Annotated in this window: 23 protein-coding genes; 10 read left to right on the top strand and 13 right to left on the bottom strand. The window is 42.8% G+C overall.

The genetic code is table 11. The features are described 5' to 3' along the window. Positions 1-39: 39 nt before the first annotated feature. From AAGR14_RS06975 to AAGR14_RS06960, 4 genes are all read right to left on the bottom strand, one after another. Complete coding sequence (locus AAGR14_RS06975) at positions 40-2,715, bottom strand: hypothetical protein (protein ID WP_342647873.1); 2,676 nt, start codon at positions 2,713-2,715, stop codon at positions 40-42. Then, positions 2,712-3,692 carry a GLPGLI family protein gene (locus tag AAGR14_RS06970; RefSeq protein WP_342647872.1) on the bottom strand — a complete coding sequence of 327 codons (981 nt, stop codon included), beginning with the start codon at positions 3,690-3,692 and terminating at the stop codon, positions 2,712-2,714. Before AAGR14_RS06970 ends, AAGR14_RS06975 begins: the two co-directional genes overlap by 4 nt. A gap of 233 nt (positions 3,693-3,925) precedes the next feature. Next, the gene (tyrS, locus tag AAGR14_RS06965; protein WP_342647871.1) at positions 3,926-5,209 is read right to left on the bottom strand and encodes a tyrosine--tRNA ligase; all 1,284 of its coding nucleotides are present in this window, start codon (positions 5,207-5,209) and stop codon (positions 3,926-3,928) included. Positions 5,210-5,356: 147 nt separating this feature from the next. Beyond that, positions 5,357-5,890: a 2'-5' RNA ligase family protein gene (locus AAGR14_RS06960; RefSeq protein ID WP_342647870.1), complete on the bottom strand. Its 534-nt coding sequence runs from the start codon at positions 5,888-5,890 to the stop codon at positions 5,357-5,359. 138 nt (positions 5,891-6,028) lie between these two features. On the opposite strand from AAGR14_RS06960, the gene AAGR14_RS06955 reads away from it, so the two are divergent. Next, positions 6,029-6,697: a hypothetical protein gene (locus tag AAGR14_RS06955; protein ID WP_342647869.1), complete on the top strand. Its 669-nt coding sequence runs from the start codon at positions 6,029-6,031 to the stop codon at positions 6,695-6,697. Positions 6,698-6,714: 17 nt separating this feature from the next. Here AAGR14_RS06955 and AAGR14_RS06950 read toward each other — a convergent pair whose 3' ends face one another. Together AAGR14_RS06950 and pyrF are read right to left on the bottom strand one after the other, a co-directional pair. Further along, positions 6,715-7,971, bottom strand: a complete 1,257-nt coding sequence (locus AAGR14_RS06950; RefSeq protein ID WP_342647868.1) for an MFS transporter — start codon at positions 7,969-7,971, stop codon at positions 6,715-6,717. Positions 7,972-8,104: 133 nt separating this feature from the next. Next, positions 8,105-8,941 carry an orotidine-5'-phosphate decarboxylase gene (pyrF, locus tag AAGR14_RS06945; RefSeq protein ID WP_342647867.1) on the bottom strand — a complete coding sequence of 279 codons (837 nt, stop codon included), beginning with the start codon at positions 8,939-8,941 and terminating at the stop codon, positions 8,105-8,107. A 271-nt stretch (positions 8,942-9,212) separates the two neighbouring features. Between pyrF and rho the strand changes: the two genes are divergently transcribed. From rho to purS, 3 genes are all read left to right on the top strand, one after another. Then, on the top strand, positions 9,213-10,991 hold the full coding sequence (gene rho / locus AAGR14_RS06940; RefSeq protein WP_342647866.1) for a transcription termination factor Rho: 1,779 nt from the start codon (positions 9,213-9,215) through the stop codon (positions 10,989-10,991). A gap of 181 nt (positions 10,992-11,172) precedes the next feature. Beyond that, on the top strand, positions 11,173-11,886 hold the full coding sequence (locus AAGR14_RS06935; RefSeq protein ID WP_342647865.1) for a CDP-alcohol phosphatidyltransferase family protein: 714 nt from the start codon (positions 11,173-11,175) through the stop codon (positions 11,884-11,886). A 1-nt stretch (position 11,887) separates the two neighbouring features. After that, complete coding sequence (gene purS, locus AAGR14_RS06930; RefSeq protein WP_342647864.1) at positions 11,888-12,139, top strand: phosphoribosylformylglycinamidine synthase subunit PurS; 252 nt, start codon at positions 11,888-11,890, stop codon at positions 12,137-12,139. 133 nt (positions 12,140-12,272) lie between these two features. Here purS and AAGR14_RS06925 read toward each other — a convergent pair whose 3' ends face one another. Both AAGR14_RS06925 and queA read right to left on the bottom strand, forming a co-directional pair. Next, entirely contained in the window at positions 12,273-12,974 is a 702-nt protein-coding gene (locus AAGR14_RS06925; RefSeq protein ID WP_342647863.1) for a 2-C-methyl-D-erythritol 4-phosphate cytidylyltransferase, read from the bottom strand. Positions 12,975-13,061: 87 nt separating this feature from the next. Then, complete coding sequence (gene queA, locus AAGR14_RS06920) at positions 13,062-14,111, bottom strand: tRNA preQ1(34) S-adenosylmethionine ribosyltransferase-isomerase QueA (protein ID WP_342647862.1); 1,050 nt, start codon at positions 14,109-14,111, stop codon at positions 13,062-13,064. A gap of 135 nt (positions 14,112-14,246) precedes the next feature. On the opposite strand from queA, the gene AAGR14_RS06915 reads away from it, so the two are divergent. From AAGR14_RS06915 to AAGR14_RS06900, 4 genes are all read left to right on the top strand, one after another. Next, complete coding sequence (locus AAGR14_RS06915) at positions 14,247-15,368, top strand: glycosyltransferase family 9 protein (RefSeq protein WP_342647861.1); 1,122 nt, start codon at positions 14,247-14,249, stop codon at positions 15,366-15,368. 45 nt (positions 15,369-15,413) lie between these two features. Continuing rightward, entirely contained in the window at positions 15,414-16,658 is a 1,245-nt protein-coding gene (locus AAGR14_RS06910; RefSeq protein WP_342647860.1) for a sodium:proton antiporter, read from the top strand. Positions 16,659-16,862: 204 nt separating this feature from the next. Next, positions 16,863-17,552, top strand: a complete 690-nt coding sequence (locus AAGR14_RS06905) for an HAD family hydrolase (protein ID WP_342647859.1) — start codon at positions 16,863-16,865, stop codon at positions 17,550-17,552. Next, positions 17,549-18,178 (top strand): chloramphenicol acetyltransferase, encoded by a 630-nt coding sequence (locus tag AAGR14_RS06900; RefSeq protein ID WP_342647858.1) that lies wholly within the window; start codon positions 17,549-17,551, stop codon positions 18,176-18,178. The genes AAGR14_RS06905 and AAGR14_RS06900 overlap by 4 nt, the downstream gene beginning before the upstream one ends. Positions 18,179-18,256: 78 nt before the next feature. Here AAGR14_RS06900 and AAGR14_RS06895 read toward each other — a convergent pair whose 3' ends face one another. The 4 genes from AAGR14_RS06895 to AAGR14_RS06880 all read right to left on the bottom strand — a co-directional run bounded on the left by AAGR14_RS06895 (position 18,257) and on the right by AAGR14_RS06880 (position 20,019). Beyond that, positions 18,257-18,418 carry a lmo0937 family membrane protein gene (locus tag AAGR14_RS06895; RefSeq protein ID WP_342647857.1) on the bottom strand — a complete coding sequence of 54 codons (162 nt, stop codon included), beginning with the start codon at positions 18,416-18,418 and terminating at the stop codon, positions 18,257-18,259. Between the two features lie 109 nt (positions 18,419-18,527). Continuing rightward, the gene (locus AAGR14_RS06890) at positions 18,528-18,749 is read right to left on the bottom strand and encodes a DUF2795 domain-containing protein (protein WP_002996718.1); all 222 of its coding nucleotides are present in this window, start codon (positions 18,747-18,749) and stop codon (positions 18,528-18,530) included. Positions 18,750-18,839: 90 nt separating this feature from the next. Further along, on the bottom strand, positions 18,840-19,391 hold the full coding sequence (locus AAGR14_RS06885) for a cob(I)yrinic acid a,c-diamide adenosyltransferase (RefSeq protein ID WP_342647856.1): 552 nt from the start codon (positions 19,389-19,391) through the stop codon (positions 18,840-18,842). Between the two features lie 151 nt (positions 19,392-19,542). Continuing rightward, positions 19,543-20,019: a DUF4920 domain-containing protein gene (locus AAGR14_RS06880; RefSeq protein ID WP_342647855.1), complete on the bottom strand. Its 477-nt coding sequence runs from the start codon at positions 20,017-20,019 to the stop codon at positions 19,543-19,545. 132 nt (positions 20,020-20,151) lie between these two features. On the opposite strand from AAGR14_RS06880, the gene AAGR14_RS06875 reads away from it, so the two are divergent. Beyond that, positions 20,152-21,105, top strand: a complete 954-nt coding sequence (locus AAGR14_RS06875) for an MBL fold metallo-hydrolase (RefSeq protein WP_342647854.1) — start codon at positions 20,152-20,154, stop codon at positions 21,103-21,105. A gap of 9 nt (positions 21,106-21,114) precedes the next feature. Next, complete coding sequence (locus AAGR14_RS06870) at positions 21,115-21,867, top strand: DUF72 domain-containing protein (RefSeq protein ID WP_342647853.1); 753 nt, start codon at positions 21,115-21,117, stop codon at positions 21,865-21,867. On the opposite strand, the gene AAGR14_RS06865 is transcribed toward AAGR14_RS06870, so the two are convergent. Beyond that, positions 21,854-23,095 (bottom strand): dicarboxylate/amino acid:cation symporter, encoded by a 1,242-nt coding sequence (locus AAGR14_RS06865; RefSeq protein WP_342647852.1) that lies wholly within the window; start codon positions 23,093-23,095, stop codon positions 21,854-21,856. The genes AAGR14_RS06870 and AAGR14_RS06865 overlap by 14 nt on opposite strands. Positions 23,096-23,178: the final 83 nt, after the last annotated feature.

Here is a 23,178-nt window from a genome sequence, read left to right as displayed (position 1 = left end):
TAACAATGTGATTCTTTTAGTTCTTTCTACATATCAATCTCAAAAATTAAACGAAGCTTTTAAGGTTACCATACGGCCGGGTAACTGATACACACTATTGGTGAAATTATTTGCTGTTAGAAAGGGAGCGCTATACGTTTTTGTATTGAAAATATTAAGCATCGTCAATTCTAAATCAGTGTTGCGCTTGTTGATTTTATATCGGACCGAAAAATCGGCGAAGGAATAGTTCAAATTGTTACGCAGGCTTTGGTTGGTGTAGTAATGGTCGCCTGATAACCTCAGGAACAGGTTATTGAGCGGATTATAATTGATGGAGCCCTGGTGCTGTAACTGAGTGATACCTGTAGTGCCAGAGCCAGCCACCGACGAACGGCTGGTGGTACGTGTAGCGGTAATACGATAACTTAAGTTCAGCTGATTACTTATCTTAGTTTCGGCACTGCCATTAACTACGTTGCTATAGTTAGTATAAGGCAACAGCACATTATTCAAAATTTGGTTATATTTATTGGTAGACCACGAGTAGCCTGCACCAAACGTAGTGTGCAAACTGTATACATATTTACTGGTACTGCCCACTACCGACCAAGTACTAATGCTATTGGCGTAAGGTAGCACAACAGTACGCTGAAAGTTATCGGTTAACACGGCCGAAGTAATATTATTTACGTCAATATGGTTATACCCGGCCGTTACTTCCCAAAAAAACAGTTTTAAAGCTTTACGATAATTATAGCCTACGGTAGCATTTTGCGTTTTGCGCTCGGCCAGGTCAGCATAATTGGCATTAAGCGTACGGTAATTGGTGAGGATATCGCCACGGTAAGCTTGGGTAATGTCGCCAATATCGTTCTTAAAATTATAGGCAGCCGTAATATATTGCTCGGCAGCGGTGGCGTATTTAACAAATATACTTGGGTCAAAATACAGGCGTGTTAATGCTTTACCCAAATTATAGGTACGGTCGGAGTAGGTAATGTGCTGCAAACTCAGTGGTAACCGTATACCCAACTTTAACTTTTCGCCGGGTACGTCAAAGGCCGCTTCAGCGTAGCTTTTTGTTTTAAACCAATCCAGGTTGTTAACCGACTGGTTACTGGCTGCAGTAGTGTTTCCGTTAGTTTGAATTACGGTTAAGGCCGAGTTCAAACTTTGCGACTGCAAACTAACACCAGCTTTGTACGATTGGGTAATTTTGTCGCCCGCGTGTTTTAACGATAAGTAATTATTGGTAAACCACGTAGGGATATTAGCCGTTTGCAGCAACTGTAAGTAAGGGATGTTCTGATTAAACACATCCTGGTTAATGCCCGGCTGCAATACCCTGCTTTCGGGATTGCTTAACCGGTTGATGTAAGAATAAGCTTCCAGAATATTGCCCGAGTTGTATGTTTTCATCAGGTTAAATTCGTTAGAGAAATCTAAGCGGCCGTTTTTTAACGCCTGGCTGGAACCTACACCGTTAGCGTTTAATGCTGATGTAGAACGGTATTGCTCATAGTCGGTGAGCAACGTATTATTCAGGTAATAATTTGATTTGTTGATGTTTAATGTAGCCTGCGCATGCAACAGGTCGGGCCGCTTACGATTGTCCTGCAATTCGGTATAACGGATGGTATCGCCGGGCAGATAGGTTTCGCGCACCTTTACGTAGTTTTGCAGTTGCCTGTCGTGCAAATAAGATAGGTTGGCTTTCAGCTGAACATCTTTTTTTACGTTAACCAAGTTATTCAAATTAATTAAGCCCGACTGGTTAAACAGGTACCGGTTGGTAGGCAAATTTGGGTTGCCCGCCGCCCCTAACGATAATAAGTTTTGAGGCTTGTTATTGTCTAATCGGTTTAAGTAACTACTCAGGTTATGTGATACCAAATCGTTTTGAATATCAACACCGGTATTGTTGCCTTTAACGTAGTTGACTGCCTTGTACTTATCCTTAAACATCATGGCGTTTATGGTGCCGTCATATTTGCTTGGTAAACCGCCGCCAATATTGCCCTGCCCCACCATCTGTATTTTAGCATCCGGCTTAATGGTTAAGTTGAGCGCCACATCATCACTCACCACTTTGTTTTGCAAGGCCTTAATGGGCTGATGGTTTTCCATTACCTGTACCTGGTCTACCACACCGTTGGGAATGGTTTTAGTAGCGATGTTATACTTATCATCCAGCAGGTTATCTCCGCTAATGTACAAGTTGGAGATGTTTTTACCGTTATACTTAATCTTGCCGTTATCATCCACCTCAACGCCAGGCAGCTTTTTAATTACATCACCAATTACCCTATCCTGCGGACTGGTAAACTCTGATACTTTGTAACTAATAGTATCTCCCCTAACCTTAAGCCGGGGCGCAGTATTTTTTACGTTAACTGCCTGCAACTGGTTAACCGAATGGCTCAACATAAAATTGTAAGGAGACGAGAAGTCCTTTACCGGCTTGCTCTGCTTTTTAAAACCAACCGAACTGATTTCTACCCTTAGATCATTTTTAGCAGCATCGGCAGGTATAGGCAGGCTAAATGCACCTTTGTTATCGGTAGCCGTAAAACCAATAATGAGGTTACCGGCTCCCATAAGCTTTGCGTTGGCATAGGGCACCGCCTTACCCGCGCTATCGGTAACTGTACCCTTAATGGTTTGGGCCAGGCCATCAATCGAAAACAAGAAAGTGCAGATACAGATAACGATTACGGTAATTGCCGTTCTCATTTCTTTTCAGGTAATTCGATTGGATTATTGGTTACCGCTTTTGTTCCCGGCGCCGACTCGACCCTGATACTACCGATTGAGGATACAGCAGTTGCACCACCGCCTGTACCCACACTAAAACTGGAAGCCTGTCCGGATGCCCCAATACGCCCCTGTACTGCAGCACGTTGTGATTGCGCAAAAGCCTGCGGGTCTTTACGCATAATTTCTCTTACTTCTTCAAACTCCTTTTGGTTGGTTTTGATACTATTAGTTGGTAAGGCTATAACATTGCTATTTTTAGAGGCATCATCCATACCGCTAAACATCACGCGGGTTGTTGTACTTTGGTTTTGGGCGGCTTGGTCTTTCCCGGTACCGCTTATCTTTTCGATGCCATCAAACTTGAACATCACTTCTTTTTTATCGTCAGAGGCTTCTACAATTAGTCCGGGTAAACCGCTCAGTTTCCACGGGCCGGAACGATAAGGCAAATCGTCGCAAAACCAGGCAGTATAGTTGCGCCCTTTAAAACGTGTGGTGGCTTTCTGGCATGGCAGGCCTCCAATGGTAGCCGTATCTGCACTTATTTTCCAATTCAGCGCCGCCATACTTTCGGGAATGACGTAGCTGTTCATCATCAGCCGTTCAATGGTGTAAAGTTTTTTCTCGTTTGGATATTGATAATAGTCAACGTTAGGACCGAGAGCTCCTGCATTAGAAGTAATTTTTAAATCTCTCAACCCGCTGCTCATCTGTTCCTCAATACTTTTACGCATTTGTTCTTCCTTTAATTTGCGGTCGTAGCTTTTATACACACTCGAGTTACGCCCTACCAGCAATATCATATTTTCTACCAGCGGTTTGTCGCGGTTATTAGTATCGCGCACGTGGGTAAACTTGTAATGCACAATGGCCTGGGCGGTATCGGGCTTTTGCGCTTTTGACAGGATGGCAATTAGTAGCAATAAAAAAGTTAGGTAAGAGCTAAGCTTCATATGGTTAATATTAATAGTATTGATTTTATCCTTTCGGACAAAACAAATATAACTAATTAATTAGTTATAAAACTAACACGTTAGTTATTTAACAAAATTTAACAGATGATTATTTAATGTGGGATTGTTAGAGTGTGATGAAGCTACCCTTCACCGCAAAAAAAGAGGTTGAACGCTTTTGTATCAAAGCATTCAACCTCCTGAAATGTCAAAACGTAGTTTATACAGCCCGTTTACTCAACTACAATCAAAAAGTAGTTTTTCTTTCCTTTTTGCACTACCCAAAATTTATTGTTAATCAAGGTTTCGGCATCGTAACGGCTGTCAGCAGCCTCAATTTTCTTTTTATTGATGGCTACACCGCCGCCCTGTATCATTTTTTTAGCCTCACCTTTAGATGGGAACACTGTGGTTTTAATTGCTAAAAGGTCTAATACATCAGCGCCTTGCTCCAAATCCTGTTTGGCAACGGTAAAGTTAGGCACACCTTCAAAGATGGCTAATACTTCAGCATCGGTAAGTTCGTTTAAAAATTCGATACCAGTGTTGCCAAATAAAAACTCTGAGGATTGTATAGCTTTTTGATAAGCCTCCTCGCCATGTACACGGGTAGTAATATCTTGAGCCAAAGCTTTTTGCAAAGCACGCTGATGCGGAGCAGCGTTATGCGTTGCTTCCAGATCTTCAATAGTCTGGCGGTCGAGCAAGGTAAATATGCGGATAAATTTTTTCACATCATCATCACCGGCATTTAACCAAAACTGGTAAAACTGGTAAGGCGAGGTACGGGCGGTATCTAACCAAACGGCACCGCTTTCGGTTTTACCAAACTTGGTGCCATCAGCTTTTTTAATGAGCTGGGTGGTTAGTGCAAAGGCCTCGCCGGCATCTTTACGGCGTATTAATTCGGTACCGGTTACAATATTGCCCCACTGGTCTGAACCGCCCATCTGGATGGCGCAGTTATGGTTTTTCCAGAGATAATAGAAATCGTAGCCCTGTACCAGCTGGTAAGTAAACTCGGTAAACGACATACCAGTATCGCCGCTTAAACGGTTTTTTACCGAGTCTTTAGCCATCATGTAGTTTACGGTGATGTGCTTGCCCACGTCGCGTATAAAATTTAAAAACGAAAAATCTTTAAACCAGTCGTAATTATTCACCATCTGCGCACTGTTATCGCCGCAGTCGAAGTTCAGAAATTTTTCCAGTTGCTGCTGGATACTTTGCAGGTTATGCTGCAGTACATTCTCAGAAAGCAAATTACGCTCGGCCGATTTACCTGATGGGTCGCCTACCATACCGGTAGCGCCGCCAACCAAAGCAAACGGTTTGTGTCCGGCACGCTGAAAATGAATCAGCGTCATAATTTGCGTTAAATGACCGACGTGTAACGAATCAGCTGTTGGGTCGAAACCAATATAGCCCGATGCCATACCCTTATTCAGTAATTCTTCGGTTCCGGGCATAATATCGTGCAACATGCCCCTCCAGCGCAATTCTTCAACAAAACTCATGATGATAAACGTGTTTAAAAGTTGGCAAAGATAGTAATTACCCTAAGATAAGCTAAGGTGGCAAACATCTTCATACACGCATAACTTAAGGTCCTCAGATTTTGAACGTTTCCACTGAAATTTACTGCAAACCAAAGCACTCAGCTATTACAGGCCATTATTATTCAAGCTTATATCCCTGTAGGTTTCAAAACGGCCATGGTTATCCGGCTTATAATAAATTCTTATTTGAGTAACTGTAAACCACACAAAACTTGCCTGGAGGTATTCATCAACTAATAATTTCATAGCCGCAAAATCATCAGTGGTAAAACCACACCACTTGCGGCCTAAAGTTAAGTGCGGATGGAAGGCCGCTTCATTTTTGCTTATCTCTTCTTTCTCAAATATCTGCAAAGCCGGTATGAACAAATTATGCAATTGGGTTAAGCCCGGCGACTGCACACTAACAAACAATACCCGGTCGCCAAAAAAGCCGGTACCAGGCAGCTGAATACCAAAGGGCTCAACAGTAGCACAAATATCTTCGATGGCTTGCACCCAAGGGGCTAAATGCAACACAGTCACAGGCGGACGGATGGTAACATGCGGCTCCAGCCTGTTATCGCCAAACTGAGTTTGTATATGTTGCAACTGCTCGTAAATACCGGGTGGAGGTACTACGCCAACAAAAAATTTCATTTAACTATCAATTATACTTACACTGATTTGTTTTATGGTTTAACACGTCGAAACCACTTTAGTGCGGCCAAAACGTTACAATTTGATAACCTTACCATTTCGTTTACTGCAAAAAAGCATGTATTTTGCCATACCGCTATGAATTTTTTGTCTCATTTTTATTTTGACCGCCATACTACCGATTGCTATCATGTTTTGGGCACGGTATTACCGGATTTGCTTAAAAATGCCGACAAACACATTATTGTACACCCTGAAAAGCTCGATTACCCGGCTGGCCCTGAACAAGCTATACAACAGGGCTGGCTTAAGCACCTGGATGTTGACCGGCATTTTCACAATGCTGATTTTTTTAAAACCAACTCACATCAACTCAAACTTACCTTACTGCCAGGCATGACTGGCTCGCCGGTGAAGCCATTTTTCTTAGGTCACATCGCTCTGGAATTGTTGCTGGATAATTTGCTGCTTACAACAGGAATGGTAAAAGTAGACGATTTTTATGCCCACCTGAATAGCTGTGACCAAGAAGTCATCTATAGTTTTTTGAGCAGGAGCGGCATGCAAAACATCGATGTTTTTTTGCGTTTTTTTGAAAACTTTAAAAGCAGCGAATACCTGCACACCTACGCCGAAACTGAAAAGGTGACCTATGCCTTAAAACGCATTTGTATGCGCATCTGGAATAATCCCTTTAGCCAAGAAAATGAAGAAGCTATGAGCGCTGCCATTAACCGCTACCGCAATACATTGGAGAACAACTTTACTTCTATTTTTGATGATATTGAGGCAATGCTGGATGACTAATTGGCTTGCATAACTAATTATTCAATAACTACCTGAGCTTCTTTTTTTTCTTGAACCAGCCTATCTGCCGAGCGCTTAAACAACACACCAAAAATAATTGCAACAGCCAAACCTGCTAAGCCCTCAATACATAGTACCAAACGTGCACTGGCATGATGAGTAGCTAAGCCCACCAAAAAGCTACCCAAGGGCTGCATACCCATAAATGCCATCACATAATAACTTATCACACGGCCACGCATTTCGTCGCTTACTGTAGTTTGTATAAAGGTATTGGTTCCGGCTATCTGCATCATTGCACCTGCTCCGGCAGGCATTACCAGCAGCAAAGCCAGCCATAAGCTGTTGCTCCACGCAAACAAGGCCAGGCTTACGCCAAACATAGCGCAGGCAAACACCACAATGCGTTTAATATTCCCTGTATTTTTTAAACCGGCCATATAAAAAGCGCCCATTAGCGAACCTAAACCCGATATACTGTTAAGCAAGCTGTAAGTGCGCGCATCACCATGAAAAATATCTTTGGCAAAGATGGGCATCAGTGTAGTGTAAGGCATTACAAAAAAGCTGGTGCAGGCCATTAGTAAAATCACAAGTTTAATATCGGGCACAGTTTGCAGGTAGCTATAACCCTTTTTTAGGCCGTCCCATACACTATCCGTAGTTTTTTTAATATCCATGGGCGGCAGCTTCATCAGCAGCAGTGAGGTAATTACCGCTACAAAGCTTAGGGCATTTAATAAAAAGCAGATGCCTGTGCCTGCAGTAGTAAGTAATATGCCGGCCACGGCCGGCCCCAGCATACGGGCCAGGTTTACCATCGATGAATTGAGCGCGATGGCGTTTTGCAAGTCCCTTTTATCTTCAATCAGCCTAATCATGAGCGATTGGCGTGAGGGCGTGTCAAACGCGTTGATAATACCCAATACAATGCTTAAGCCAATAATGGCGTACATATTATAAACCTTGAGCAATACCAGTGTAGCCATAGTACCAGCTTGCAGCATAGCCGCCATTTGGGTTGTCAGCAGTATTTTATAGCGATTGTGCCTGTCGGATATGGTGCCTCCATAAGGTGAAAGCAAAAGCGTAGGAATTTGCCCGGCAAAGTTTACCAGCCCCAACATTAATGCCGAATGCGTAGTAGTGTATACCAGCCAGTTGATGGCAATCCGCTCCATCCACGTCCCAATGAGGGATATGGACTGACCTATAAAATAAAGCCTGAAATTATAAAATCGCAGTGAGCGAAAAGTAGTAGATAGCGCCGACATGATGTAGTAAAGACAATACCTAAACTATTTAGTTTAACGTATTATTGCCCAACCTGTAAATAGCAATAAAATCTTTACAGATAACAATTACACACCGAACAGTTGTAAAGCGATGGTTATATCATGAACGACTTTAAGAAATGATTCCTGCTTTTTCTAACTCTGCCTGCATTTGCCGCTGCAGTTTTTGCGCCTCGGCACGGGCAGCCTCTGCAAAGTCTTCGCCGTTTGAGGCATAAATAATAGAGCGCGATGAGTTAACCAGTAAGCCGCAATCAGCGTTCATCCCATAACGGCAAACGTCTTCCAAGCTTCCCCCCTGCGCACCTACACCAGGTACTAATAAAAAATTATCGGGTGCATGCTTGCGAATGTTTTCGAACTCGGCACCCTTAGTGGCACCTACAACATACATAATACGGTCGGCACCAGCCAGGGTATTAACCTTGTTAATTACCGCCTCGTGCAACAAACCCTCGGGCGTTTGCAGGTACTGAAAATCGCGACTACCGACAGACGATGTTAATGCCAGCACAATTACCCATTTACCTTCGTACGCCAAATAAGGGGTGATACTGTCATGGCCCATATAAGGGGTAACGGTAATGGCATCAAAGCTCATCCCGCCTGCATTCTTATCAAAAAAAGCACGGGCATAGCGATCAGATGTGTTACCGATATCGCCACGCTTAGCATCAATAATACTTAAACAGGCTTTAGGTAAATATTCATAAGTACCAATTAGGCTTTGTAATCCTTTAACGCCGCTGCTTTCGTAAAAAGCGGCATTGGGTTTATAGGCTACACATAAATCGTGTGTGGCATCAATAATACGTTTGTTAAACTCCAGCACCGGATCGGGGTAGCGCTGCAAAAACGCCGGTATTTTATCAGGATCGGTATCCAGACCTACACATAAAAACGACTTTTTAAGTTTAATCTGCTCAACAAGTTGGCTGTAGCTTAACATATATAAATATTATGAAAAATATAAAGCCGCAAAAAAACTAAAATTCAATAAGAGTGTTAGCCAGATGTAACTATTTTTTAAAAAAATTGTTATTATTAAAATTAATAAGTACAATTGCAGCGTTTCCGAACAGATTTTTCTTGCACTAAAGAAAAGTTGTAAAAAATCCCACGTTGCAGCAAATACAATAAATTAGTTTTCAAGGTGCGTTACAGCAGCAAGATCAATTTTCTTTACATTAAATAATCCTCTTTGAATCATATTTCATCTCATGCCTGATACACTCGAATTGAATGACAAATTAGTGTCTGAATTGCGTCAAATGGCTAAAGATCTGGGAATTGCTGAAGCAGACGAACTGCGTAAAGCCCAGCTCATTACCCGCATTGTTGAGCAAGAAAGCCTTATAGAAGCTGCCCGCTCCCAACAATCAACCTTAAATGAAAATTATGCTAACACTGCTGCGGATAACAACGAAGCTGCAGCAACTACCGATACCGAAGAAAAGCCTCGTAAAAGAACCCGCAGTGTAAAAACGAAAACTACACCAGCCAAAGCTGCAGCAGCAGAAGAAGCAGGTGCTGATTTATTTGCGGCTCCAGAGGCTATTACTCAGCCCGAAACAGAACAAGCCGGCACACCAAACGATGTGCAAGCTGTAGAAGCTGTGGCCGAAAGCACACCAGATGCACCCGAAAGCGAACCTGCTACTCAACCCGTAACTGCGCCAAAATTTGAACGCAGACCAAATACGCAGCGCGAAACCACCTTGCCCCGGGAGCGTCCGCAACGCGAAAATCCGGTAAGAGAAAATACTAATCGCGATAATAATAATAATAATAATAACCGTGACAACGCCCCAAGAGAACGGGAGAATAACAACCGCGAAAACAATCAGCAGAGCAAAAATAACCAGGAGCCTATTAACCTCGACTTTGATAACGTAATTGTTAACGAGGGGGTACTGGAAATTATGCCCGATGGTTACGGCTTTTTACGCTCATCGGATTATAACTACCTGACCTCGCCTGATGATATTTACGTATCACAATCGCAGATTAAGCTTTTTGGTTTAAAAACAGGTGATACCGTTCGTGGTAGCATCCGTCCGCCTAAAGAAGGCGAAAAGTATTTCCCTTTGGTAAGGGTTGAAGCCATTAATGGCCGTATACCTGCCGAGGTTCGCGACCGGGTTCCGTTTGATCACTTAACACCGCTGTTCCCGTCCGAAAGATTGAACTTATTTACTGATGCAGGCAACTACTCAACCCGCATCATGGATTTGTTTTCTCCAATTGGTAAAGGCCAGCGAGGTTTAATTGTGGCTCAGCCAAAAACCGGTAAAACCATGTTGTTGAAGGATGTGGCTAACGCCATTGCCAAAAACCATCCCGAAGTATATCTGATCATCTTATTGATTGATGAGCGTCCTGAGGAGGTGACTGATATGGCCCGCAGCGTACGTGCTGAGGTAGTATCATCAACTTTTGATGAACCTGCCGAACGCCACGTAAAAATTGCCAATATTGTACTTGAGAAAGCTAAACGCATGGTAGAGTGCGGCCACGATGTGGTTATTTTATTAGACTCCATTACGCGTTTGGCCCGTGCTTATAATACCGTAGCGCCGGCATCCGGTAAAATATTATCGGGTGGTGTTGATGCTAATGCATTGCACAAACCTAAACGCTTTTTTGGTGCTGCCCGCAACATAGAGGATGGCGGTTCATTAACCATTATTGCTACTGCTCTTACCGAAACCGGCTCTAAAATGGATGAAGTTATCTTCGAAGAGTTTAAAGGTACAGGCAACATGGAGTTACAACTGGATCGTAAACTTTCTAACAAACGCATATTCCCGGCTATTGATATTACGGCATCAAGCACACGCCGCGACGACTTACTGCTTGACCGCGAAACGCTGCAGCGCATTTGGATATTACGCAACCACCTGGCAGATATGAATTCCCTGGAGTCGATGGAATTTTTGCAAAGCCAGATTCGCGGAACAAAAACCAACGAAGAATTTTTAATTTCGATGAACTCTTAACCGCTTCTGGTGTTGTAAACCCAAGTCGTTTTAAATAATTTTAAGGACGCTTATCAACAAATGAGCGTCCTTTCTTTTTAAGAATGATATTACTTTAATAAGTTGTAATAACGTTAGAAAACAGGCAAACTTTAACATGTTCGCCTAACGTTAAAAATTATTGGCTATCTTCAACACCGAAATGAGGAAACGCGTTAAAAAACATGTGCCCAACGCTATCACCTGTGCTAACTTGTTCAGCGGATGCATCGGGATTGTTTTTGTTACTTTTCAGGATAATTTAATATTTGCGGCCTACTGTATTTTTTTAGCTGCTATTTTCGACTTTTTCGACGGTCTGGCTTCCAGGGTGCTTCAATCCTTCTCGCTGATTGGTAAGGATTTGGATTCGCTGGCTGACGTGGTAAGTTTTGGCGTGTTGCCAGCCTTTATCATGTATCGGTTGTTTTTACAGGCTCCGCAGATTGAAGGTGTAAGCACTTACCTCAACTTCATTGCTTTTTTAATCCCGGTTTTTTCGGCCCTTAGGCTGGCTAAATTTAATAATGATGAGCGCCAGACCGAGAGCTTTATTGGCTTGCCTACCCCAGCCAATGCCATATTGATTGGTTCGTTCCCGCTTATTATTAAAGAACAATACAGCTTTTTTACAGCATTTATTTTAAATCCGTTCTTCCTAGCATTTTTTGTAGCTATCATGTGCATGCTACTGGTGGTCGAATTACCTTTAATGTCGCTTAAATTTAAAAACCGCGATGTTCAACGAAATATATACCGTTATATTTTATTGTTGATTTCGGCAATTCTCATATTGTTTTTTAAATTTGCCGCAATTCCGGCGATCATCGTTATGTATATCGCCATATCAGTCATTCAAATTAGATTCGCGAGATAATATGAAATTTCAGGCCGAAATAGATGTAATGCCAAAAAAAGAAATTTTGGACCCACAAGGTAAAGCTGTAACCGGTAGTATGAAAAACCTAGGACTGGCCGAAATTCAGAATGTACGTATTGGTAAACATATCACTTTAGAAATTGAAGCTGATAGTGCTGAGGCTGCAGAGGCTAAAACCGAACAGGCTTGCAAAAACCTATTGGCTAACCTGATTATGGAAAGCTATACCTTTACCGTTACCCCTGCTTAATCAGCTCATTCGGGCATATGCTTAACAGGCTGCAATAAAATTTACTAATCCACTTTGATAATAAGATGCGCAAGAACTACTTGCGCATTTTTTGTTAACAAGACTTTTATCTAATTACGTCGCACAATAGCTTTCAGACTGTCCTTGCCTTAAGCAGCAACTCAGCAATTGCAATATCTTCCGGAAACGTGATTTTAAAATTCTGGTAGTCGCCCTCAGTAATATGTATTGCAAAACCGGCATGTTCGGCGACGCTGGCGTCATCGGTAAAGCTTTCCTGATAGTGGTGCTCGTATGCCTGCTTTAATAAATCGGCTTTGAAGGTTTGCGGGGTTTGCACTAAATAAATTTCATGGCGCAATAGGCTTTGATTATAGGCCGCTTTAACCTGCCGTACAGAGTCGCGACTTTTTACTGCCACAATTACCGCGCCCTGACTCATGGCTTGCTTGTAGGCCGCCTCTATCACTTCTGCACTTACCAATGGGCGCACCGCATCATGCACAGCAACTAAAGCATCATTAGGCACCAAACTTAACCCGTTCTTTACCGAGTGAAACCGCGTTGGTCCGCCACTGATTAATTGATGTTCGACGGTAAAATGATGTTTGACGCATAGCTCCTGCCAATACTGATGAAAGGCATCCGGTAAAACTACTATTAACTGCGGCTTTGACGGTGCATTATAAAATGCCAGCAAAGTATGCATTAACACCGGCAAACCATTGAGCAGTAAAAACTGCTTCGGAACAACCGACTGCATACGGGTGCCCGACCCTCCGGCCACAATAATAGCGTAAGTTTCTATACTACGGGAATGATAAATAGCTGACATCTGAAATTGTAAAGCAGCGCAAATATAGAAACAATAAAAAGCCCCGTTGCATTGGCAACAGGGCTGTCGTTATTTTTATACCTGCAATTAGATAATCAGCATGGCATCGCCGTAGCTGTAAAAACGATATTTTTCTTTAACCGCTACTTCGTAAGCATTCATTACGTGCTCGTATCCACCAAAAGCAGCAATCATCATTAACAATGTCGACTCTGGCGTGTGGAAGTTAGTAATCATGCTGTTTGCAATACTAAAATCGTACGGCGGAAAGATGAACTTACTGGTCCAGTCGTTAGCAGACTTTAGCGTTTTGTTAGCCGACACTGCCGACTCGATGGTACGCATTGAGGTAGTACCTACTGCACAAACACGTTTTTTGCGCTCAATGGCCCGGTTTACAATATCGGCTTGTCTTTGCTCAATGATGAACTGCTCAGAATCCATTTTGTGCTTAGTCAAATCCTCAACCTCCACCTGGCGGAAAGTACCTAAACCTACGTGCAGGGTAACCTCGGCAAACTCCACACCTTTCAATTCCAGGCGTTTCATCAGCTCGCGGCTAAAGTGTAAGCCTGCGGTTGGGGCAGCTACTGCACCTTCGTTTTTAGCAAAAATAGTTTGGTAACGCTCTTTATCCTGTTCAGTAGCTTTACGCTTGATGTATTTAGGCAGTGGAGTTTCTCCTAAAATCTCGACGTTACGGCGGAACTCCTCATCAGTACCGTCAAACAAAAAGCGAATAGTACGGCCACGTGATGTGGTATTGTCAACCACCTCAGCAACCAGCAGGTCGTCGTCGCCAAAATACAATTTGTTACCAACGCGTATTTTACGGGCCGGGTCAACCAGTACATCCCATAACCGCAATTCTTTATTTAGTTCGCGCAGTAAAAATACTTCGATAGTTGCACCTGTTTTTTCCTTGTTGCCGTACATACGGGCCGGAAACACCTTGGTGTTATTCAGTATCATTACATCTTGGTCGTCAAAATAATCCAGAACATCCTTGAATATCTTATGCTCAATTTTACCTGAATCGCGGTGTAAAACCATCAGGCGCGACTCGTCGCGAACGTCAGACGGGTTATGGGCAATTAATGACTCGGGCAGGTTGAATTTAAATTGAGATAACTTCATATCTTGTTTATGATGTTGATTTTTAGGGCGCAAATGTACGCATTAATTCAGTAAATAGTAACGTATAACCCAATGGTTTTGTGTGTTTAAAGTAAAACAAAACATCCCTCTGGATTTTTATGCTACTGTTAGCATATGAATACCTGGCAAAACTGCAAAAAAATACTATGTATCCGTCCCGATAACATGGGCGACCTGCTCATGACCACGCCGGCCATACGGGCACTTAAACACACCTTTAATGCACAAATAACTGTACTAACCTCAAGTATGGCTGCCGGCATTGCCCGCAACATACCGGAGATAGATGATATAATGGTGTTTGACGTGCCTTGGGTAAAGAGCGACCAGGCAGCGCCAAACGATACGTTTGCAGCAATCACAGAGGATATAAAAAACAGGCAATTTGATGCCGCTATCATTTTTACGGTTTACAGCCAAAACCCTTTGCCCACCGTAATGCTGGCTTACCTGGCAAATATTCCGTTAAGACTAGCTTATTGCCGCGAAAACCCTTACCAGCTACTTACCCACTGGCAACCTGATAAAGAGCCTTACCAGTTTATCAAACACCAGGTACGCCGCGACCTTGATTTGGTAGCTACCGTTGGCGCGCATACCCATGATGAACATTTGAGCTTGCAGGTGCCGGATGTTTGGCCGCAGTTGAGACAAAAGCTACAGCAAGAAAATATCAATCCCGACAAGCCCTGGCTGATTATGCACCCCGGCGTAAGCGAACCTAAACGAGAATACCCCTCTGCTCAGTGGGCCGAAGTTGCCTGCACAGCAGTTGAGCATTTAGGTTACCAAGTGTTATTTACCGGCTCGGGCAGTGAACGCGAAATGGTTGCCGGCATTCAGTCATCAGTAGGTAAACAATGTTTTAATATGGCGGGTAAATTGAGCTTAGACGAATTTATTTACCTCCTTGCTCATGCCCCGCTGGTAGTTTCAGTAAATACAGGCACTATACATATCGCCGCAGCAACCGGCACACCTACTGTTGTACTGTATGCGTTAACCAACCCGCAGCACACACCCTGGATGGTACCCAGCCAGGTATTAAGTTATAACATACCTGCCGAAACCCGAAGTAAAAATGAAGTAATTGCGCACGTTAACCACTATTTTGACCAACAGCCAACGGACGTGCCTTGCCCTGATGACGTTATAGCAGCTATAAAAAGCTTACTTAATCCCGAACCGGTTGCCGTTATGCTGAACACGCCTCAAAATGCATCGGCAACTATTTAGCAATAACGTTGTTGCCTAGGGTAGACTGCCGATACTTCTTTTACTATGGATCATTATGTTGTTGTTATTAGCGTTATTGGTATTGCTGCATTAGGTATGGCCTGGATGCCGTCGGTAACTAAACGTACCGGCGTGTCTTATGCTATCATTTACGTATTGGCTGGCGTGCTGCTTTACCTTGCCTTTCCGCACCTGCTACCGGCAGCCGACCCGCGTAAAGATGAAAGCCATACCATGCATATCACCGAACTCGTGATCATCGTATCGTTGATGGGTACGGGAATAAAAATTGACCGTCCCTTTAAATACGCCAGCTGGAAAAGCCCAATTAGGCTGGTAACCATTGGGATGATATCTTGTATAGGCCTGGCAACACTCACCAGCTTTTATTTTTTTAATCTGGATATAGCATCAGCCTTACTGATCGGAGCAGCCCTGGCCCCTACTGACCCGGTGTTGGCTTCTGATGTACAGGTAGGGCCACCCAATCAGAATGAGCGATTTGAAACTAAGTTTGCCCTTACGGCAGAGGCTGGCTTAAACGATGCCTTTGCTTTCCCCTTTGTTTTGCTGGCTATTACCTTGTCCAACTTACCTTTTAAAGGAACAGATAGTCTTTGGGAGTGGGTAGAGCATGCTTTATTGCTGAAAGTAGTGATAGGTTTAGCTATAGGATACCTGTTGGGCCAGCTACTGGGCTACATTGTGTTTACAATGGGCGACCGGATGAAAATACTGGAAACCCATGATGGGTTTGTAGCCTTATCGCTTACGCTAATGGTATATGGCGTTACAGAGCTGGCGCATGGTTACGGCTTTTTAGCCGTATTTGTGGCCGGCACAGCCTTACGTAATTATGAACTTGGCCATCACCTGCATAGTAAACTTCATGCTTTTACCGACCAAACCGAACGCATATTGGTAGCTATCGTGTTAATCTTGTTCGGAGGCAGTTTAACCACAGGGGTACTTCAAAATCTCACCTGGCCCATGGTAACTTTTTCAGTATTGTTTCTGTTTGTGCTGCGGCCTCTTACGTCATTTTTAAGCCTCGCTGGTATCAATATGCACTCTAAAGAAAGATGGGTGATTAGCTTTTTTGGTATCCGGGGTTTGGGGTCTATTTACTACCTGGCCTATGCACTTAAAGAAACACAATTTCCGTACGCCGACCAGATTTGGACCGCAGTGACGTTTACCATTTTATTATCTATTGTTGTACATGGTCTTACAGCAACCCAGGTGATGAAATATATGGAAGCCCGTTTTGCCAAAGAATTAGTGAAGTAACTCTCACAAAAAAAGAAGCCGGACTATTACACCCGGCTCCTAATCTAATATACTTATGAAAACAACGACAGCAAGACGTTCTTTTCACTTGCAAATTTATTCTTAAAAGTTTTAAAACTTAAACAAAGCTCATCATTTATTTAAGTTTTGACGTTACTGTTATCTACAGGGCTTTATCTATAATTGTATTTTAATTGATCTACTATGAACGTAAAAGTAATTGCGTTTGATGCCGACGATACCCTTTGGGTAAACGAACCATATTTCAGGCAAACTGAAGAAAAATTCTACACACTGTTTAGTGAATTTTTGTCGCCGCATGATATTGAACGCGAACTGATGAAAACCGAGATAGGTAACCTTGGGCTTTATGGCTATGGTATAAAGGGGTTTACGCTGTCGATGATTGAAACTGCGTTGAAGATCACCGACGGAAAAATTAAGACAGCAGCTATCGACCGAATCCTGACATTAGGCAAAGAGTTATTAAATGAACCCATAGAGTTACTGGATGGCGTTGAACAGATTTTACAAACGCTGCAAGCACACTACCGCCTGGTGGTAGCCACCAAAGGCGACCTGCTTGACCAGGAGCGCAAACTCAAAAAGTCTAACCTAACGCAGTATTTTCATCATGTAGAGATTATGTCTGAAAAAGACGAAGCCAGCTACCATAAACTGGTTAAGCATCTGGATATACAGCCCGAAGAACTGCTGATGATAGGCAACTCTTTAAAATCGGATATTTTACCCGTACTGCAAATTGGAGGGCATGCTATACACGTACCCTATCACATTACCTGGGTGCACGAGATGATTGACAGCCACATAGAACACGAGAACTTTAAAAGCGTGAACAACATTAGCGAAATTTTGCAATACTTGCCGCTATGAAACAAAAACTGGATTTAGAGCACTGGCCACGCAGGCAGCATTTCGAATTTTTTAGGCAGTTTGAAGAACCTTATTTTGGAGTAACCGTTACAGCCGACTGTACGCTAGCCTACGAGCATGCAAAAGCATACGGTGTTTCGTTATTTATTTACTATTTGTACCAATCTTTAACGGCGGCCAACGAAATTGAGCCGTTTAAGTACCGTATTGAAGGTGATGATTTATTTATGTACGATACGGTAAACGCTGCACCTACCATCAACCGCCCCGACGGTACATTTGGCTTTGGTTATTTTAACTATAGCTCATCGTTCGAAACCTTTTTAAACGGAGCCGAAGAAGAAATTGAACGTATACAAAGCACCACCGATTTAATGCCGGCCACTTCCGGACAGAATATCATTCAGTACTCAGCGCTGCCCTGGTTAAATTTCACATCGCTCTCTCACGCCCGTATGTTCAGGTATTTGGACAGTGCGCCTAAAATAAGCTTCGGACAAATTACCGAACAAGAAGGCCTTAAGCTGATGCCAGTATCCATACACGTACATCATGCATTAATGGATGGCTTACACGTAGGTCAGTACGTACAGCGGTTTCAAGACTTACTAAACATAGGAGTTTGAAAAAGCTCGGCTTCTGTATAAACCAAAAAAGGCCAAACCTGCGTACAGATATGGCCTTTTTTGGTTTCAGATATAGTTTTACGCCCTACGGATAACGCCTAATATCAGTGCGATGATTGCAATTACCAACAAAACGTGGATAATACCTCCATCACCAAATGTGCCTAAACCGTGGAATAAGAATCCAACAACCCATAGGATAACAAATATTACTGCGACTAAATACAAAATGCTTCTCATAGTGTGTGATTTTAAATGTGTTTTAGTTTGAATGTTTACAAATCTTTAACCAAAACCATTCCAAATTGTTGGTATGAAATAAAAAAACCCGCTCTCGCAGGTTTAAATTTTAATATTCGTCTTCGTTAAAAAAGAAATCGTCTTTGGTAGGGTAATCAGGCCAGATTTCTTCTATGTTCTCATAGGGTTCACCATCATCCTCTAAAGCTTGCAAATTCTCAATCACCTCAACAGGTGCACCCGAACGAATAGCATAATCAATCAGTTCATCTTTTGTAGCAGGCCATGGTGCATCTTCCAGATGTGAAGCCAATTCAAGAGTCCAGTACATATGTTATAATTTGTTATTATGGTTAACTATCAATTTTCGCAAAAATATAATATTTGATGTTGATTTATCAAATTTTTTTATCAAGAACTATTACGTGCGGGGAAGCCATTTGTTTTCAGGTATTTGATGTAAATAACCTGTTTTTCGTGCCAGCATAAAAAGATAGTCGCTTAAACGGTTTAAATAAATTACAATGTTCTCATCTACACTGCTCTCTTCCGCCAAATGCACCACTACCCGCTCGGCCCGGCGGCATACACAACGTGCTAAATGACAGAAAGATATCGCATTGCTTCCGCCCGGCAAGATAAAATGTTTTAAAGTTGGCAACTGTCCATCCATCAAATCCATTTCCTGCTCTAATAGCTCAATGTCTCCCAGCGTCAAATCAGGCACCACCATTTTAGACTTTTTGTGGTCAGCTGCCAATGATGCACCAGCAGTAAATAAACGGTCTTGCACCTGCTTTAAAACCTGCTTGTCATGTGCCGAAACACCTTCCTGGTCGGCAATTAAACCAATATAAGAATTTAGTTCATCTATGGTACCGTAGCTTTCAATACGCAGATGAAATTTAGGTACGCGAGTGCCGCCTATTAACGAGGTAAAACCTTTATCGCCCGTTTTGGTGTATATTTTCATGGCATCTGCAATTAATCAATTTCATCCCGTATTAATTAAATTTAATTGATTTTATGAGACTGCGCTGAATTTATATATAAAAAAAATGCCAAAGCGATTATAGCCAAGGCATCTATTAATTGATTAGTATGTAAATATACCAGTGTTACATTTACTCGGTCACCAGTACGCCGTCAGCCATAATCTGTATATCTTTTTTAGGCTTGTTTATTTTAGCAATTTCTTTACTGCTTTTGCCAGCATCCGCAGCATAATGGCGCAGGCGGTCAACGCTGGTTTCGCTTACTTTAGCGGTGCCTTCAACCACTACTTTTTTACCTACAATGTTTTGTGGCATAAAATAAGCATAGTCTGTAAAGCGCACCATAACGGGGTCGCCGTTGGCTTGCGATAGCTTCATAAAACAACCTTTCTTTTTGCACACTTCAAGTACCTCACCGGTAATTTTACCCTGGTAAACAGTGTCTTTAGTAAGGTGCTGATTCAAAGAGGCCAAAGTAATTGCTTTATCTTTGGTGATGGCCTTGCCATAAGTTACACCAGGTGCAGCCGCTTTAATAGCACTTTGCTGGGCATACCCGGCTATGGTAATACCGCTTATGGCAAGGGTAATCAATAATTTCTTCATCGTTGTTTTTGTGTGTTTAAATATAAAAGTATAAAATCTTTTGTTTTGAAGCCAGCACTGCAGAGCACCTGATTGCATAAATATAAAACCTGCGTTTACTAAAAGCGTTAATTTTAAAACAGCGTGAGAGATATGGAGGCAGCAACATTAAACATCAGTACACTTAATGAAGATAAAGACTACTTTGAAGTAGCGCCCGGCGTTTGGGGCATGAAAATCATTTTTGTTAACATCTTTATGGTTTCGACTGGCAACGCCAATGAATGGGTGCTGGTGGATGCCGGCCTTAAAGGCTTTGCCGGTAAGATTGAAGAAATGGCCACTGACTTATTCGGCAAAAACAACCCGCCGGCGGCTATTATATTAACGCATGGGCATTTTGACCATATTGGTGCCATTAAACAACTGTTACAAATTTGGCAGGTGCCCGTTTATGCACACCCATTAGAATTGCCATACCTTACCGGATTATCCGCCTATCCACCACCAGACCCTACCGTAGGCGGTGGTTTGATGAGTTTAATGTCGGTTTTATACCCTAAAAAGCCGATTGATTTGGGTAAGCAAATACACGCTATGCCCGATAATGGAAGTGTTCCGTTTTTGTCCGATTGGATATTTATATTTACACCGGGCCATGCTCCTGGCCATATCAGCTTATGGCGAAAACGCGACAAATTACTTATTGCCGGCGACGCGTTTGTGACTACCCAACAAGAGTCAGCGTTTTCGGTAGCTACGCAAAAGCGAGTTGTATCAGGTCCGCCAAAGTATTTTACGCCCGACTGGATTGAATCTGCAACGTCAGTCAAAAAACTTCGAGATTTGCATCCGGCTATTGCTGCTACGGGACACGGTAAACCCATGTATGGGCATGAGCTTACTGAAGGTTTGAACAATTTGGTTCAAAATTTTGAAGAATTAGCTATACCTCACCAGGGCCGCTACGTTAAAGAACCGGCTAAAGCTAATAAACGCGGTGTGCAATATGTGCCTCCCGAACCGTTTAATCCTTTAATGGCTGCGTCGGTGGCTGGTATACTGGCACTGGGTATATATGCGCTGGTTAAAAAAGCTAAAAAGTAAGCCACGCTAATGAATTGGCACATCGGCTGCTCAGGTTTTTACTACCGGCACTGGAAAGGATTATTTTACCCCGAGGATATGCCTCAGCGTATGTGGTTTGATTACTATTGCCAGCATTTTAGCACGCTGGAGTTAAATGGATCCTTCAATAGCTTTCCTAAAATCAGGTCGCTGAAAAACTGGTACCTGAGCAACCCTATGGAATTTAACTTTGCTGTAAAAGCTCACCGGACAATTACCCACTTCAGGCAATTTCAGAATACCAAAGACATTGTCAATGATTTTTACCAGGTGGTAAGCGATGGCTTACAAGAAAAGTTAGGCGCTGTACTGTTTCAGATGCCGCCGAAATTCACTTACAGTTTAGCACGATTGGATAGCATACTTAACAATCTCAATCCGCTGTTTAATAATGTTGTAGAATTTAGACATATCAGTTGGTGGCAGCCTGATGTATATACCGAATTGGCTAAGCATAACATTAGCTTTTGCGGCATGAGTCATCCTGCGTTACCTGCAGATATTGTGGCTAATACCCCAACACTGTATTATAGGCTGCACGGTAACCAGCAGTTCTACCACTCTGCCTACACAGAAAAGGAGTTAGCTGAGTTTGCCAATAAGGCACTGGACACTCGTGCGCAAAAAGCTTACATTTATTTCAATAACGACATTGGCGCTTCAGCCGTTTATAATGCAACAGATTTAATTAGGCTTGCATCATCAATGCAAATTAGCAATAAATCAATTACGCCGATATAACAGGCTGCTCATCATCTTTAATCATCCAGCCTTTGCCCTCGGTAAACCGGGCAATCATCATTGCGGCCACATTGTCGCCGGTGGCGTTAAGTAAAGTAGCCATGGGGTCAACCAGAGTACCGATAATCATGGCAGGCGGTAAGGCTTCGGGCGGAAAGCCGTAGGCAGCAATAAACAGCAGTTCGCCTACATAACCGCCGTTAGGTATTCCGCCTTCAACCATGCTTACTAACACCGTCATAGCCAGGGCCAGCAAGATAGTATCAACGCCGTTAAAGCTCTTACCAAACAAAGCAAACACCACTGCCATTTTGATAATGGATGATATACTCGACCCATCCTTGTGCAGTGTAGCACCAAGTGGTATGGTTACATTTGCTATTACGACGGGTATGCCTATCTTTTTTGCAGCATCCATGTTGGCTGGTATAGTAGCAATACTACTACAGGTGCCTACTGCCGTTGCCGACGGAATGATATTATTACGCCAAAAGCGCCGTATACCCTTAACACCACCGGCAGTAAAAGCGTATACGCTAAACATCACCACAAAATAAAAGGCCCCGGTAGCGTAGTATAAACCCAAAGATCGGGCATAAGCTCCAAACAACTGCGGACCAAATACCCCTACCTGGTAAGCAAAGTAAGCCCCTAAACCTAATGGTCCCAGCTTCATGATGATGATAAATACTTGTTTAAAAACTTCATTTCCGGCATGTAAAAAGCGGGTAAATGCTCCACCCTTCTCTCCGGCGCGCAAAGCCCCGAACCCGATAATTACCGAAAATATAATCATGGCCAGCATATTTTTGCGCGATAGTAATTCGTAAAACTCGCCGGTAGTAAACATTTGGGTTATTTGGTTACCAATAGGCTGCTCGCTGATGTGCTCGGTTAGTTTTGCTCCGGGAAGTTGCTCGTGTATAGGAAACAGCCAAACAGCCAGTATGGTAATACAAGCCGCAGTTACTACCGTACCCAAAAACACCAGCGACATTACGCCCATAATCCGGCTCAGCTTTTTACCAGGTTCTAAGCCAGCAATGGCCGATGCTATAGCAAAAAACACCAATGGTATTACCGCGGTAAATAGCAAATTTAAAAATATATCGCCCACAGGTTTAAGCACCTCTACCTGCTTGCCTAAAAACAAACCGGCTATACTGCCGCATAAAATGCCGGTCAGCAGCCAGATTATTCCGCTGTAGTTTTTGTAAAAATTGTTCATGGTTACCGGCTAAATGTAATAAAAGTGGCCGAAGATTTATTAAATAACAACGCCTGGGCAAGTATCTACTTTGTTACTCACTT

It is taken from the genome of Mucilaginibacter sp. CSA2-8R, from assembly GCF_038806765.1.
Lineage (GTDB): Bacteria > Bacteroidota > Bacteroidia > Sphingobacteriales > Sphingobacteriaceae > Mucilaginibacter.
The sequence above is the reverse complement of the archived record's forward strand: the minus strand, read 5'-3'. Positions and strand labels throughout refer to the sequence as shown.

Coding starts and splice junctions, on each gene's coding strand:
- AAGR14_RS06975 (WP_342647873.1), bottom strand. CDS start 2,715: ATGAGAACGGCAATTACCGTAATCGTTATCTGTATCTGCACTTTCTTG.
- AAGR14_RS06970 (WP_342647872.1), bottom strand. CDS start 3,692: ATGAAGCTTAGCTCTTACCTAACTTTTTTATTGCTACTAATTGCCATC.
- tyrS (WP_342647871.1), bottom strand. CDS start 5,209: ATGAGTTTTGTTGAAGAATTGCGCTGGAGGGGCATGTTGCACGATATT.
- AAGR14_RS06960 (WP_342647870.1), bottom strand. CDS start 5,890: ATGAAATTTTTTGTTGGCGTAGTACCTCCACCCGGTATTTACGAGCAG.
- AAGR14_RS06955 (WP_342647869.1), top strand. CDS start 6,029: ATGAATTTTTTGTCTCATTTTTATTTTGACCGCCATACTACCGATTGC.
- AAGR14_RS06950 (WP_342647868.1), bottom strand. CDS start 7,971: ATGTCGGCGCTATCTACTACTTTTCGCTCACTGCGATTTTATAATTTC.
- pyrF (WP_342647867.1), bottom strand. CDS start 8,941: ATGTTAAGCTACAGCCAACTTGTTGAGCAGATTAAACTTAAAAAGTCG.
- rho (WP_342647866.1), top strand. CDS start 9,213: ATGCCTGATACACTCGAATTGAATGACAAATTAGTGTCTGAATTGCGT.
- AAGR14_RS06935 (WP_342647865.1), top strand. CDS start 11,173: ATGAGGAAACGCGTTAAAAAACATGTGCCCAACGCTATCACCTGTGCT.
- purS (WP_342647864.1), top strand. CDS start 11,888: ATGAAATTTCAGGCCGAAATAGATGTAATGCCAAAAAAAGAAATTTTG.
- AAGR14_RS06925 (WP_342647863.1), bottom strand. CDS start 12,974: ATGTCAGCTATTTATCATTCCCGTAGTATAGAAACTTACGCTATTATT.
- queA (WP_342647862.1), bottom strand. CDS start 14,111: ATGAAGTTATCTCAATTTAAATTCAACCTGCCCGAGTCATTAATTGCC.
- AAGR14_RS06915 (WP_342647861.1), top strand. CDS start 14,247: ATGAATACCTGGCAAAACTGCAAAAAAATACTATGTATCCGTCCCGAT.
- AAGR14_RS06910 (WP_342647860.1), top strand. CDS start 15,414: ATGGATCATTATGTTGTTGTTATTAGCGTTATTGGTATTGCTGCATTA.
- AAGR14_RS06905 (WP_342647859.1), top strand. CDS start 16,863: ATGAACGTAAAAGTAATTGCGTTTGATGCCGACGATACCCTTTGGGTA.
- AAGR14_RS06900 (WP_342647858.1), top strand. CDS start 17,549: ATGAAACAAAAACTGGATTTAGAGCACTGGCCACGCAGGCAGCATTTC.
- AAGR14_RS06895 (WP_342647857.1), bottom strand. CDS start 18,418: ATGAGAAGCATTTTGTATTTAGTCGCAGTAATATTTGTTATCCTATGG.
- AAGR14_RS06890 (WP_002996718.1), bottom strand. CDS start 18,749: ATGTACTGGACTCTTGAATTGGCTTCACATCTGGAAGATGCACCATGG.
- AAGR14_RS06885 (WP_342647856.1), bottom strand. CDS start 19,391: ATGAAAATATACACCAAAACGGGCGATAAAGGTTTTACCTCGTTAATA.
- AAGR14_RS06880 (WP_342647855.1), bottom strand. CDS start 20,019: ATGAAGAAATTATTGATTACCCTTGCCATAAGCGGTATTACCATAGCC.
- AAGR14_RS06875 (WP_342647854.1), top strand. CDS start 20,152: ATGGAGGCAGCAACATTAAACATCAGTACACTTAATGAAGATAAAGAC.
- AAGR14_RS06870 (WP_342647853.1), top strand. CDS start 21,115: ATGAATTGGCACATCGGCTGCTCAGGTTTTTACTACCGGCACTGGAAA.
- AAGR14_RS06865 (WP_342647852.1), bottom strand. CDS start 23,095: ATGAACAATTTTTACAAAAACTACAGCGGAATAATCTGGCTGCTGACC.